The organism is Actinoplanes awajinensis subsp. mycoplanecinus, from assembly GCF_001509495.1.
GTDB classification, from domain to species: Bacteria; Actinomycetota; Actinomycetes; order Mycobacteriales; family Micromonosporaceae; genus Actinoplanes; species Actinoplanes palleronii.
On sequence record NZ_LLZH01000341.1, the window covers coordinates 1 to 13,396 of the forward strand.

Genomic DNA, 13,396 nt, shown 5'->3' on the forward strand with positions numbered 1-13,396 from the left:
GCCTACCTGAGGTCCCGTTACCTATGCGCTCATGTCAATCGAAAGAGTGCTGACAATCAGCCAAAACACTTAACCGCGCGGCCTTGCCACCTGGGGGCGGTAGCCGCACGCACAACCCGACCGCGGACCGCCACCGCCCAGAACCCGCCCGACCGCGGACCCCTGCCGCCCCGCCGACGCCGAGTGCGGACCCCTGCCGCCCCCTCCGCGCCGAGCACGGACCCCGGCCGCCCCTCCGGCGCCGAGCGCGGACTGTCACCCCCCCACCGTTGCCGAGCGCGGACCCCGGCCGCCCCTTCGGCGCCGAGCGCGGACTTCCGCCGCCCCGCCAACATCGATCACCCACGCTGACCGTCACAACAGCACCGAGCGACTGGACATCCCGGCCCGCAACGACACCCCTACCCACCTGCACCCGAACACATCGGGAACCACTCCAAGACCCGCAGGGCCCCACCGAGATCAAAACAGGCTGAGCGGCATTGGGACCTGCTCGGCTGGTTCTGAGGGTTGTCAAAGCGGGCCGGAGGCGACCGTGAGGACCGGCCGGGCCGGCGACGCGTGCTGCTGCGACCGACACCCGCTCGGCTGTTGCCCGGTCGCCCCAGCGTGTGGAGTTTGGGTGCGCCCCGAGCCGAGAGTCCCTACCGACAGCGCGGGACGGCTGGGCGTGGGGAGTCGGGGGTGCGGAGCGGACCGAAATTTCACACCGTTCGCGCAGAGCCCACCCTCCCTGGGGGATCCCCCTCGAACAGTGTGGTGGGGGGATGGGGTGGGTGGGGTGGGGGCTGTGGATGGTGGCGGACTGTGGATGACGCTCGGTGGTTGGCGGTGGGGGAGAGCTCGGGGTTTCCGCGACCACCCGCGGGCGTCGCCCCGGAGGGGTTCGCGTTCGGGACGCGCCAGCGGCCTGCGAAGCCCGCAGGGGTCCCGGCGGGAGCGGCGGTCCGGACCCCGGCGGACGCACGACATCTTGATTTTGTTCCGGATCGGCCGATTCTTCGGAAGGAGGTCGCTCACACCTCGGGAACTCGGTGGGGCTTCGGCGGAATCTCGTCGTAAGCTTCGGGAAACAACTGAATACCTCATCCAGAGGGGCAGAGGGAACGGCCCTGTGAAGCCCCGGCAACCACCGCGTATGTCTCGATGACGAGGCCGCGCGCGGCAGGTGCTAATTCCGTCCCCGCTTGTGGCAGGTCGCCGCCGGGGAAAGATGAGAGGAAGGCCTCGATGACGTCTGCCGTCAGCGCACCCACTGTCAGCACCACCTCGCCTGCTCGCGGGCTGATCTGCCGCGCGTGTGGCGCGGAGTTCCCGCTGGCCGCTCAGCATGCCTGTTTCGAGTGTTTCGGCCCGCTCGAGGTGGCCTATGACCAGGCCGCGCTCGCGCGGGTGACCCGGGCCGACATCGAGGCGGGCCCGCAGAACATCTGGCGCTACGCGGCGTTGCTGCCGGCCGGGCAGAACCCGGACACCCGGGTGACCCTGGACCCGGGGATGACGCCGCTGGTGAGCGCGCCGGCGCTGGCCGAGCGGCTGGGCATCAGCGCGCCGCTCTGGATCAAGGACGATTCGCAGAACCCGACGCACTCGTTCAAGGACCGGGTCGTCTCGGTGGCTCTGACCGCGGCCAAGGAGCTCGGCTTCAAGCGGTTCTCCTGCGCGTCGACCGGCAACCTGGCCAACTCGGTCGCCGCGCACGCGGCCCGTGCCGGGGTGCCCAGCATCGTGTTCATCCCGGCCGACCTGGAGCCGGGCAAGGTCATCACGACCGCGGTCTACGGCGGTGAGCTGGTCGCGATCGAGGGTTCCTACGACGACGTGAACCGGCTCTGCGGTGAGCTGGTGGAGACCGACGAGTTCGAGGACACCGCGTTCGTGAACGTCAACGTCCGGCCGTTCTACGCGGAGGGCTCGAAGACGCTGGGGTACGAGGTGGCCGAGCAGCTCGGCTGGCGGATCCCGGCGCAGGTGGTCATCCCGATGGCGTCGGGTGAGCTGCTCACCAAGGTGGACAAGGCGTTCAGCGAGCTGGTCGAAATCGGACTGGTCGAGGCTCCGGAGGGTGGCTGGGCGGTGTTCGGCGCGCAGTCGGCCGGGTGCAATCCGATCGCGGTGGCGTTGCACAACGAGACCGACGTGATCACCCCGGTGAAGCCGACCGGGATCGCCAAGTCGCTGAACATCGGCGACCCGGCTGCCGGGGCGTACGCGATCGAGGCGGTCCGCCGCACTGGTGGCTGGATGGATTACGCGAACGACGACGAGATCCGGGCCGGTATCCGGCTGCTCGCCGAGACGACCGGTGTCTTCGCCGAGACGGCCGGTGGCACCACCGTCGCGGTGCTGCAGAAGCTGGTCGCCAGCGGCAAGCTGGACCCGGCGAAGGAGACGGTCGTCTACAACACCGGCGAGGGTCTGAAGACTCTCGACGCGATCGCCGGCCAGGTCGGGCCGACCCACCGGATCAAGCCGTCTCTGCGCGGCGCGCGCGAAGCTGGCCTGCTGGGATAACTCAGGGTGACCGGCGAGGAGCCGGTTGTCGAATATTCCTTCCTCCGAGGACTTGCGCGCCGATCTCCGGATCGGCAGGATGCTTGTCGCGGGAGGACGCGACGCCGTACGAGGCCCCTCACCTGAGCTTGGCGACAATCTCCGAGGGTCCCAACGACCCAGCGCTGACCCAATGGCATTCGTGCCGGAGGCGCTGTGCGTCCGTCCTCCCGACCAAATCCTCTTTCAGGCCCCACGGCGAGAGCGCCTGCGCCGGACCCGCCGCAGCCATGGGCGCAGTGGGACATCTTCCGGGTAGCCGCCGTCGGTCAGGCCCGCCTGGCGCTCGAACCAGTTGCGGCAGCCCCAGGACCCGGTCGCCGCGTAGGACCAGCCACAAGCGACCCAGTAGGCCGGCCAGAAGAGCGGGCCGAGCACCGCGTACTGCCCGGCGTGCCGGCTCTCGTGGGCGAGCAGGGCGGCCCGATCGTCGTGCAGCAGCCACTCGGCGGACCGCCGGGTGATGACCACCGAGCCGACCGTGAAGCAGGCCGCCGGCGGTATCGGCAGCCGCCAGCCCTCGGCGATCAGCACGCCGTCGCGGCCGCGCCGGATCCTCGTCCGGGTGACCATCGCGAGCAGCAGTCCGGCGCCGGTGGTCCCGTTCGCGGCGGTCAGCACCGTCCGCGTGAGTGGCCAGCGCCGGGCGGCCATCAGATCCGCCGGCGCATCTGCAACTGGGTGAGCACCGGCACCGTCGGATGCGGCTGGCGCACGCCGGTGTCTTCAAAACCCAATTTTTCGTACGCCCGGACAGCCCGATCGTTGCCGGTCACCACCTCGAGCATCAGCTCGTGCCGGCCGGCCGCGGTGGACCAGTCGGCGATCGTCTCGACCAGCCGGGCGAGCAGTTTGCCGCCCCGGCACGCGGGTGTCAGGTAGACCGAGAAGACCACGGTGACCTGCGGCTCCTCCGCGATGATGGTGCCGCCGGCGTGCCCGGTGAGCGGGCCGGACCCGGGGTCGATGACGAACTGGGCGAGCTCCGGGCCGGTCGCCGATCGGGCGAGCCGATCCCGATAGCCGTCGTGCGGGCGGGCGGCCGCCTGGGCCAGCGTCTCCAGGAAGGCGAGCGGACTGTCCGCCAGCATCTCGAGCCGCAGGGCACGCATCCGTCCGGCGTCCTGCGGGGTGATCCGGCGCACCGTCGAACTCTCCATGCGTCCTCATTACCCGCCACGGCGGCCGGCGGCAACCTTGTTGCCGTAAACCCGTCGTGACCTGGCGTGGAAGATCATTAGCCGGTTTGCCGACCGGCCCGGAACGTTTCGCGGGAAGATGGGCTTTCTTGCACTCGGTACCCGAGAGTGCTAAACAAGTGATTGGCACTCGCGACCCGTGAGTGCCAGCAGGTCGGGGCGGTGGGGTTCCGGTCACGGCGCCGCCATCGGTGCCGCGACACGAAACCGGTCGTCGCGGGCTATCCGGCTCGGCCTGAGGACGTCACATCGCCAGGTGGTGACGTCCACAGACTTCCTCAGTGTGCGGGCGGGGCCGAGCAGGCCCGGCGCCGCGGATGTCCGGGAGGACAACGCCGTATGGCCAAGATCATTGCGTTCGACGAGGAAGCTCGTCGCGGCCTCGAGAGTGGCATGAACCAGCTCGCCGACGCGGTCAAGGTGACGCTCGGCCCGAAGGGTCGCAACGTCGTTCTCGAGAAGAAGTGGGGCGCTCCCACGATCACCAACGATGGTGTATCCATCGCCAAGGAGATCGAGCTCGAGGGCACCTTCGAGAAGATCGGCGCTGAGCTGGTCAAGGAGGTCGCCAAGAAGACCGACGACGTCGCCGGTGACGGCACGACGACGGCGACCGTGCTGGCCCAGGCGCTGGTCCGCGAGGGCCTGCGCAACGTGGCCGCCGGTGCGAACCCGCTCGGCCTGAAGCGTGGCATCGAGGCCGCCGTCGCCAGCGTCTCCGAGGCGCTGTCGCAGCTGGCCAAGGACGTGGAGACGAAGGAGCAGATCGCCTCCACCGCCTCCATCTCGGCCGGTGACACCACGGTCGGCGAGATCATCGCCGAGGCCATGGACAAGGTCGGCAAGGAAGGCGTCATCACCGTCGAGGAGAGCAACACCTTCGGGCTCGAGCTCGAGCTCACCGAGGGTATGCGCTTCGACAAGGGTTACGTCTCGGCGTACTTCATGACCGACGCGGAGCGTATGGAGGCCGTCTTCGACGACCCGTACATCCTCATCGCGAACAGCAAGATCTCCGCGGTCAAGGACCTGCTGCCGATCCTCGAGAAGGTCATGCAGTCGGGCAAGCCGCTGGTGATCATCGCCGAGGACGTCGAGGGCGAGGCCCTGGCCACCCTGGTCGTCAACAAGGTCCGTGGCACCTTCAAGTCCGTCGCCGTCAAGGCCCCGGGCTTCGGTGACCGCCGCAAGGCCATGCTGGAGGACATCGCGATCCTCACCGGTGGCGCTGTCATCAGCGAAGAGGTCGGCCTCAAGCTGGACGCCGCTGACATCTCGCTGCTCGGTTCGGCCCGCAAGATCGTCATCACCAAGGACGAGACCACGGTCGTCGACGGTGCTGGCAACAGCGAGCAGATCCAGGGCCGGGTCAACCAGATCCGCGCCGAGATCGAGCGCTCGGACTCCGACTACGACCGCGAGAAGCTGCAGGAGCGCCTGGCCAAGCTGGCCGGTGGCGTTGCAGTGATCAAGGTCGGCGCGGCCACCGAGGTCGAGCTCAAGGAGCGCAAGCACCGCATCGAGGACGCCGTTCGCAACGCGAAGGCGGCCGTCGAAGAGGGCATCGTCCCCGGTGGTGGCGTCGCGCTGGTGCAGGCCGGCAAGACCGCGTTCGACAAGCTGGACCTGGTCGGCGACGAGGCCACCGGTGCGAACATCGTTCGCGTCGCGCTCGACGCCCCGCTGCGTCAGATCGCCGTGAACGCCGGCCTCGAGGGCGGCGTCGTGGTGGAGAAGGTGCGCAACCTCGAAGCGGGTTGGGGCCTGAACGCCGCGACCGGCGAGTACGTCGACCTGCTGGCCGCGGGCATCATCGACCCGGCCAAGGTCACCCGCTCGGCGCTGCAGAACGCCGCGTCGATCGCCGCGCTGTTCCTCACCACCGAGGCCGTCGTGGCCGACAAGCCGGAGAAGAACCCGGCCCCGGCCGGCGCCCCCGGCGGCGGGGACATGGACTTCTGAGTCCGGTCTCCACCAGGGTGTAGAAACTCAGCACGTAGGAACGGGCGGGTCGCTTCGGCGGCCCGCCCGTTCCGCGTTCCTGGACTTTCCGGTCAGGCCATCCGGTGCCGGCCCGGGCGGTGGCGGCCGCCGGTGGGGCCGCTGAAGACCGTCATCACGTACAGCATGCCGCCGCAGAGCAGCAGTGCGCCGCCGGTCGCGGCCAGGGGCACCAGGCTCAGGCCGGTCTTGGCCAGGTTGCCGGAGGTGACCGCGGAGGTCACCCGGATCGCCACGGTGGCCCGGGCCTGCCCGCCGTGGGCGTCCTTGATCGCGTACGGGAACGTGTCCGTGCCGGTGAACCCGTCGGTGGCGGTGTAGGTGATCGTGCCGTTCGTGTTCAGCGTGACCGAGCCGTGCTGCGGGCGGCCGAGCTTGACGATGTCCAGCTTGTCGTCGTACGGGTCGGTGTCGTTCGCGGTCGGTGTCACGGTCACCGACTCGCCGCCGATCACGGTGTACCGGTCGGAGACGGCCACCGGCGGCTGACCGGTCCCGGCCACGGTCACCGTGATGGTGCCCTGGGTCAGGTTGCCGTCCGCGTCCATCGCCTCGTACGTGAAGCTGTCGGTGCCGATGAAACCGGCCTCCGGGACGTAGGTGATCGTCCCGTTCGCGTTCAGCGTGGCGGTGCCGTGCGCCGGCTTGCCGAGCGAGGTCACCTTGATCTTGATGCCGTGCTGGTCGACGGTCGGCCCCGGCAGGCTCACCGCCTTGCCGGGCTTGGCGCGGATCGTCCGGTTCGGCGCGACCGGTGCCGGTCCGACCGTCACGGTCACGGTCGCGGTGACCTTGTGGCCGGCCGAGTCCACCGCGATGTACTCGAACGTGGCCACCCCGGAGAAGCCCGCCGGCGGGGTGTAGACGATCTTGCCGATCTTGATCACCGCAGTGCCGTGGTCCGGCGTCGCGACCAGGTCCAGGGTCAGCGAGCCGTCCGGGTCGAGGTCGTTGGCCAGCACCCCGATGGTGATCGGGTGCTGGTACGTGGTGGTCCGCTGGTCCGGCACGGCGACCGGGTTGCCGTCGCTGACCGTCACGGTGACGGTGCCCTCGGCGGTGCCGCCCTGGCCGTCGCTCACCTCGTACGAGAAAGTGTCGGTGCCGGTGAAACCGTCGGCCGGCGCGTACCGGATCTTGCCGGCCACCAGGGTGGCGGTGCCGTGCGCCGGGGTGCCGACCGTGGTGACGGTCAGCGTCTGGCCCGGGTTCGGGTCGGTGTCGTTGGCCAGTACGTCCAGGTCGAGGTGCCGGCCGGAGAGCATCGCGGCGGCGTCGGCGACGGCGACCGGGTCGGCGTTCGCCACGCGTACCGTGACGGTCTCGGTCGCCTCGTTCCCGGCGCCGTCCCGCACCGTGTAGGTGAACCGGTCGGTGCCGGTGAACCCGGCCGCCGGGACGTAGGTGACCTTCCCCGCCTCGATCGCGGCCGTGCCGTGCGCCGGGGCGGTGACGCTGAGCAGGGTGAGCGGGTCGCCGTCCGGGTCGGTGTCGTTGACCAGCACGTCGATCGTCACGGCGGTGCCACCCGGCGTCGAGGCGGTGTCCGCGCCGGTCGCCGGGCCGCTGCCGATCGCCACGGTGACGGTGCCCTGGCTGGTCGCGCCGAGGTCGTCGGTGAGCGTGTAGGTGAACGTGTCGACCCCGCTCACCCCGCGGTTCGGGGTGTAGACGACCTTGCCGCCGACCAGGGTCACGGTGCCCTTGCCGGCGTGCCCGACCGCGAGCACGCTGAGCGTCTGACCGGTGTTCGGGTCGCTGTCGTTGGCCAGCACCGCCAGCTCGGTCGCGGCGCCGGGCTGCACCAGGAAGTGGTCGTCGAGCGCGATCGGGGCGACGTTGTGCACGGTCACGGTGACCGTGCCGGTCGCGGTGAGGCCGGCCGGGTCGGTGATCGTGTAGGTGAACGCGTCGGTGCCGTAGAACCCGGCAGCCGGGGTGTAGGTGACGGTCCCGCCGGCGTTCACGACGACCGTGCCGTGCGCCGGCGGGGTGGCCCCGGCCAGCGTGACCGCGTCGCCGTTCGGGTCGCTGTCGTTGGCCAGCACCGGGATCGACACCGGGCTGTCCGTGCCGGTCACCGCGGCGTCCGGGGCGGCCGTCGGCGCCACGTTGACCGCGACCACGGTGACCGAGGCGCCGGACGTGCCGCCGTGCCCGTCGGACACCTGGTAGTGCAGGGTGTCCGTGCCGTGGAACCCGCTCGCCGGGGTGTAGACGATCCGGCCGGCCGAGACGTACGCGGTGCCGTTGGCCGGCGGCGCGTCGATGGTGACGGTCAGGGTGTCGCCGTTCGGGTCGGTGTCGTTCACGGTCACGTCGATGGTGGTGGGCGCGGCCGCCGAGACGGTGACCGAGTCCGGCTGCGCGGTCGGCGCGGCGTTGCCGACCGTGACCACGATCCAGGCGGTGTCGGTGCCGCCCCGCCCGTCACTGACCGTGTACGTGAACCGGTCGACGCCGGAGAAGCCCGGGGCCGGGGTGTAGGTGAGGGTGCCGTCGGCGTTGCGGACCACGGTGCCGTGCGAGGCGGCGCCGGTGCCGGTGACGCTGATCGGGTCGTTGTTCGGGTCGGTCGCGTCGGCCGCCGGGTCCAGGGTGACCGCGGTGGCGTACGGGGTGGCCGGCGTCTCGGTCGCGGCCACCGGCGGGGCGTCCGCGACGGTCACCACGACGGTCCCGGTCGCGGTGTCGGTGCCGTCGGTGACGGTGTACGTGAACGTCGCGGGCCCGGAGAACCCGACCGGCGCCAGGTAGTGGATCTTCCCGCCGGAGATGGTGGCGGTCCCGTGGTCCGGCGTGCCGACCGCGCTGATCGTCAGCGGGTCGTGGTTCATGTCGGTGTCGTTGGCCAGCACGTCCACGTCCACGGCGTTGCGATAGCCGACCTGGTCGGCGTCGTTCGCGGCGACCGGCCCGGAGTTGGCCACGGCGACCCGGACGGTGGCGGTCGCGGTGCCGCCGTTGCCGTCGGAGAGGGTGTAGGTGAACACGGCCACGCCGGTGAACGCCGGATCCGGGGTGAACAGGACCTGGCCGCTGCTGAGCGCGGTGGTGCCGGCGCCGGCCTGTGGCGGGTCGACCGCGTCGAGCGTACGGGTGTCGCCGTTCGGGTCGGTGTCGTTGGCCAGCACGTCGATCGTGACCGGGGCGCCGGCGCCGGTGGTGACCGTGTCGTCGTGGCCGACCGGTCCGGCGTTCGCGGTGGTCACCATGTCGGTGGTGGTGTCGGTGCCGCCGTGCCCGTCGGCCAGCGTGTAGTCGAAGTAGTCCGCGCCGCGCCAGGCCGGGTCCGGGGTGTACGTGACGGTCCGGTCGGCGTTCACCGACACGCTGCCGTGCGCCGGCGCCTGGGCGATCGACACCGAGAAGTCGCTGTTCGGGTTCTCCGGGTCGTCGTCGTTGCCGAGCACCCCGAACGTGACCGGGGTGCCGCCGGCGGTGGTCGCCGAGTCGCTGCGGGCCCGCGGGTTCGCGTTCACCTCGAGCTGGGCGGTGGCGGTGTCGTTCGTCGTGTCGACGTCGTGGCCCGCGCCGGAGACGGTGAGGCTCGCGGTCGTGGTGGTGGCCGCGGTGCTGTCCGCGACGGCCGGGACGGTCACGCTGCCGCTGGTGTTCTTCGCCAGGTAGCCGAGCGTGCAGGTGACCTTGGAGGCGGCCAGGACGCAGCCGGCCGGCAGGGTGCCCGCGGTGACCCCGGCGGGCAGGGTGAGCTCGGCGACCGGCCGGGTCTCGATGCCCGGGCCGTTGTTGGTCACCGTCGCGGTGTACGACACGGAGTTCGGCGCCCCGGCCCGCTGCACCCGGCTCGGCGCGACGGTCAGGCCGGCGGCCCGGTCCACGTCCGGGCGCTGCACGGTCAGCGTGGAGGTGTCGCTGACCCCGGTGATCGTCATGACGCTGGTGCTGCCCTGGAACGTCACGTTCGGCAGGTTCACCACCGTGGAGCCGGCCGTGGCGGTCGGCGCCACCACGACCTGGAACGTGACGTAGGTGCTCGCCTGGTACGCCAGCGTGCCCAGGTCGAACGTCACCTGGGTGGACCCGCCGTCGACCCGGCCGGTGTCGGCGACCGGCGAGCCGGCCACGGTCAGCGAGTTCGGGACGTAGGTCGTACCGGTCGGGAACGCGTTGATCAGCCTGGACAGGCTCGCCGTGTCGGAGCCGTCGTTGCGCACCGCGACCCGGTACTCCACCACGTCGCCGGGCAGCAGGTCGCCGCTGTTGAGGTCGGTCGGCGTGGTCGTGGTGACCAGTTTCGGGGCGAACAGGTCGGTGGTGAACGTGACGACGCCCGGGTAGAACGTCTCGCCGCTGGTGGTCAGGGTCAGCTGCGCCGAGGTGACGTTCGGGTTCAGCTTGCCGGCCGCGTCGAACTGGTCGATGTCGACGCCCATCAGGTTCAGCCAGTTCGGGTCGCGGGACCCGACCGCGTTGCCGCCCTCGCTGACCGTGCTGTTGAAGAAGTTGTTCGCCGGGTTCTGGTTGTCGCTCATCGCCACGTTGTCGAGCTTCAGGGTGTCGCCGACCTTGCCCAGGTCACCCTCGTAGACAACCGTGCCGATCCTGGCGCCGACCGGTGCGGTCTGCGGCGTCTGGAAACCGGAGACGTTGATGTTCACCGAGGTCGAGCTGCTGTTGACCACGCCGAAACCGTCGAAGACGCGCAGGCTGTGCATCGGCTCGGCGGAGTTCTGGTACGCGATCGCCAGCGCCCAGCCGGCGTACCGGTCCCGCCCGGTGCCGGACTGGATGTCGGCCACCCGGTACGTCCCGTCGCCGGCGCCCGCGACCAGCCGGGTGACGTCCTTGAAGCCCTGGAACGCCTTGACCGAGGCGGGCTTGTAGATGGTGTCCGCGGTCAGCGCGGTCCAGCCGCCGCCGGGCACGCTGAACCGGACCTTGTCGATGTCGGCGCTGCTCGGGGCGACGTGGCCGTTGGTGCCCGCGCTCCAGTCGGCGCTCCAGTACAGCCCGGCGAACAGCACCGTGCTGCCGGACGGCATGGTGATCGTCGCCGCGCTGTCGTTGAACGTGCCCGCGTCGTTGTCGGCGTTGGTGTAGTCCATGTCGTACCCGTTGTTGTTCAGCACCTCGGTGCTGGCCGAGCCGACCTGGTTGTGCGCCGAGACGCAGGACGCCACGGCGGCCGGGCACTGCAGGTTGGTGTTGCCCCGCAGCAGGATCGAGCCGTTCGCGTTCACCTCGAACCGGGACGTGAACGGGTCGGTGATCGCGGCGTCGGCCCGTTCGGGGAGGACGGTGAGACCGGTGACGATCGCCAGTGCCAGCACGACGATCAGGCAGGCCGCCCGGTAGGGGCGGTCGCGGAGAGCGGCTCGGTACATCCTCGTCCTCACGGGCGGCACGGGCCGGACCCCAGTCGGAGTCCGGTTCAGGTGTCGACGCTAGGTACCGAGAATTGCGGAAGAGTTGCAGGTCAGAGCGCTGTCTGGTGCCTCTCGACGGTGGGGGTGGCCAGGTCGGTGAGATCGCGCAACGTGCGTACCGGCGACATCAGGTAGATCACCGGTGACAGCGCGGTCAGGGCGCCGAAGAGCAGCAGGGTGGTCTTGGCGCCGAGCGGTCCGGCCAGCGCGCCGCCGATCAGCCCGCCGAGCGGGATGGCGCCCCAGGACACGAACTTCACCGTGGCGATCACCCGGGACAGCAGGTGCGGCGGGCTGGCCGTCATCCGGTACGTCCGGGTGGTCACGCTGAGTATCACGGTGGAGACCGCGAAGATCACGTTCCCGGCCGCGAACGCCAGGAACGCGCCGTTCCCGGTGCCCAGCGGGATGATCATCGCGCCGGCCACCCCGACCACGGCGGCGACGATCAGGCTGCGGGCGGTGCCGAACCGCCGGGTGATCCGGGTGGTCACCAGCGCGCCGGCCAGCGTGCCCAGGCCGTCCGTGGCGAGCAGCAGCCCGACCAGGCCGGGCGACGCGTGCAGCTCGCGGACCAGGTAGTAGGGGAAGAGTGCGAGCATGGCGCCGGTGACGAAGTTGGTCGCGGTGGCGTCCCACATGCACGGCCCGACGATCGGGTGGCGGACCACGTAGTGCCAGCCCTCACGGATCAGGTCGCGCATCGGCGGCCGCCGCTCGGCGGGCGGTTCGGTCCGGCGCTCGGGCAGGGTGCGCAGGACGGCGGCCGAGAACAGGTAGCTCACCACGTCGACCAGCAGGGTCGGCACCGCGCCGAGCAGCTGCACCGCCACGCCGCCCAGGGACGGCCCGCCGAGCTGGGTGGCGGCGTGCGTGCCGGAGGTGAGGCTGTTACGGGACTGCAGCTGGTCGGCCGGCACGATCTCCGGCAGGAACGTCTGGTTGCCGACGTCGAACAGCACGGTGGCGAAGCCGGTCACCAGCGCCACCACGATCATCTGCGTGATGGTCAGCATCCCGGCCCACCAGGCGAGCGGGATCGAGGCCACCGCGAGCGCCCGGACCAGGTCGGCGCCGACCTGGATGCCCCGCAGCGGCAGGCGCTGCACGATCACTCCGGCCGGCAGGCTGATCAGCAGGTAGGCGAGGTAGGTGGCCGCGGTGATCAGGCCCATGTCGAGGGCGGACGCGTGCAGCACGGTCAGCGCGGTGAGCGGCAGCGCCACCGCGCCCACCGCCGAGCCGAGCTGACTGGTTGCGCCGGCGGTCCACAGGCGCCAGAACGGTGTCAGTTCCATAATGAAACTGACTATAGTGGTGCGGGTGAGGCAAGTCGACCTGGCAGACGTGGACTGCGGGATCACCCAAGCGCTGGGGGTCCTGAGTGACTGGTGGACGTTCCTGATCGTCCGGGACGTGGCCGGCGGGGTGACCCGGTTCGACGCGCTGCAGCACGAGCTCGGGATGAGCCGGCGCGCGCTGGCCGAGCGGCTCGCCGCCCTGGTCGAGCACGGTGTGCTGCAGCGCCGGCGATACACCGACCGGCCGCCCCGCTACGACTACCTGCTCACCGCGAAGGGCGAGGGCCTGCTCCCGGTGCTGCTCGCACTGCAGGACTGGGGCGACCGGTACGTGCTCGGCGACGGCACCCTCACCGCGACCACCGAGGCCGGCTCGGGTGAGGAGCGCCGCGTGCAGACGCTGCGCGGTCACCGGCTGCCGGAGCTCACCCTGCTGCGGCAGGACGGTGTGCCGGTGCTGCCGGCCGGCCCGGACCTGTGGACCGTGCTGTTCTGCTTCCCGGGCGCCTTCGCCCCCGGCGACCGGGGCTATCCGCCGCGCTGGGCGGACATCCCCGGCACGATCGGCTGCACGCTGGAGGCGACGACGTACGGCGCCCGGGCCGAGCGGTTCGCCGCCGCCGGTGCCCGGATCCGCGGGGTCAGCACCCAGCGGCCGGACCAGCTCAGCGCGTTCGCCGAGCACGCGGCGCTGCCGTACGAACTGCTCTCGGACGCCGACGGCCGGCTCGCCACCGCGCTGCGGCTGCCCACCTTCCGGGCGGCCGGCGTCGACCGGCTCAAGCGCCTGACCCTGCTGATCGACCCGGCCGGCACGATCCGCGAGGTGCAGTACCCGATCACCGACCCGGCCGCGGCGGTGGACGAGATGCTGGCAACTCTGCTGCTCCGCAACGGTCGGTCCGGGGACGGCAAGGCGAGCGCACGTTGTCAAGATGCGCCGTAGCGACAG

Annotated in this window: 7 protein-coding genes and 1 riboswitch; of the genes, 3 read left to right on the forward strand and 4 right to left on the reverse strand. The window is 70.9% G+C overall.

Going from position 1 to position 13,396, the window contains the following annotated elements; translation table 11 throughout:
- The first annotated feature begins 1,082 nt into the window (after positions 1-1,082).
- Positions 1,083-1,220: riboswitch (SAM riboswitch) on the forward strand.
- 10 nt (positions 1,221-1,230) lie between these two features.
- A complete protein-coding gene (gene thrC / locus ADL15_RS48040) occupies positions 1,231-2,514 on the forward strand; it encodes a threonine synthase (RefSeq protein WP_067707270.1) in 1,284 nt (427 codons plus the stop codon).
- A 225-nt stretch (positions 2,515-2,739) separates the two neighbouring features.
- On the opposite strand, the gene ADL15_RS48045 is transcribed toward thrC, so the two are convergent.
- Both ADL15_RS48045 and ADL15_RS48050 read right to left on the reverse strand, forming a co-directional pair.
- Positions 2,740-3,207 (reverse strand): hypothetical protein, encoded by a 468-nt coding sequence (locus tag ADL15_RS48045; RefSeq protein WP_067707273.1) that lies wholly within the window; start codon positions 3,205-3,207, stop codon positions 2,740-2,742.
- Entirely contained in the window at positions 3,207-3,713 is a 507-nt protein-coding gene (locus ADL15_RS48050; protein ID WP_067707276.1) for a GNAT family N-acetyltransferase, read from the reverse strand. The genes ADL15_RS48045 and ADL15_RS48050 overlap by 1 nt, the downstream gene beginning before the upstream one ends.
- A 378-nt stretch (positions 3,714-4,091) precedes the next feature.
- Between ADL15_RS48050 and groL the strand changes: the two genes are divergently transcribed.
- The gene (gene groL, locus ADL15_RS48055) at positions 4,092-5,714 is read left to right on the forward strand and encodes a chaperonin GroEL (RefSeq protein WP_067707279.1); all 1,623 of its coding nucleotides are present in this window, start codon (positions 4,092-4,094) and stop codon (positions 5,712-5,714) included.
- Between the two features lie 92 nt (positions 5,715-5,806).
- Here groL and ADL15_RS48060 read toward each other — a convergent pair whose 3' ends face one another.
- Both ADL15_RS48060 and ADL15_RS48065 read right to left on the reverse strand, forming a co-directional pair.
- A complete protein-coding gene (locus tag ADL15_RS48060) occupies positions 5,807-11,101 on the reverse strand; it encodes an Ig-like domain-containing protein (RefSeq protein ID WP_067707280.1) in 5,295 nt (1,764 codons plus the stop codon).
- Between the two features lie 92 nt (positions 11,102-11,193).
- Positions 11,194-12,441 (reverse strand): MFS transporter, encoded by a 1,248-nt coding sequence (locus tag ADL15_RS48065; RefSeq protein WP_067707282.1) that lies wholly within the window; start codon positions 12,439-12,441, stop codon positions 11,194-11,196.
- Between the two features lie 25 nt (positions 12,442-12,466).
- Here ADL15_RS48065 and ADL15_RS48070 point away from each other — a divergent pair, with 25 nt between their 5' ends.
- A complete protein-coding gene (locus tag ADL15_RS48070; RefSeq protein WP_067707332.1) occupies positions 12,467-13,390 on the forward strand; it encodes a winged helix-turn-helix transcriptional regulator in 924 nt (307 codons plus the stop codon).
- Positions 13,391-13,396 lie beyond the last annotated feature (6 nt).

What these genes read in the sequence shown, in the direction of transcription:
- ADL15_RS48065 (WP_067707282.1), bottom strand. Translation starts at nt 12,441, where the DNA reads ATGGAACTGACACCGTTCTGGCGCCTGTGGACCGCCGGCGCAACCAGT.
- groL (WP_067707279.1), top strand. Translation starts at nt 4,092, where the DNA reads ATGGCCAAGATCATTGCGTTCGACGAGGAAGCTCGTCGCGGCCTCGAG.
- ADL15_RS48050 (WP_067707276.1), bottom strand. Translation starts at nt 3,713, where the DNA reads ATGGAGAGTTCGACGGTGCGCCGGATCACCCCGCAGGACGCCGGACGG.
- thrC (WP_067707270.1), top strand. Translation starts at nt 1,231, where the DNA reads ATGACGTCTGCCGTCAGCGCACCCACTGTCAGCACCACCTCGCCTGCT.
- ADL15_RS48045 (WP_067707273.1), bottom strand. Translation starts at nt 3,207, where the DNA reads ATGGCCGCCCGGCGCTGGCCACTCACGCGGACGGTGCTGACCGCCGCG.
- ADL15_RS48060 (WP_067707280.1), bottom strand. Translation starts at nt 11,101, where the DNA reads ATGTACCGAGCCGCTCTCCGCGACCGCCCCTACCGGGCGGCCTGCCTG.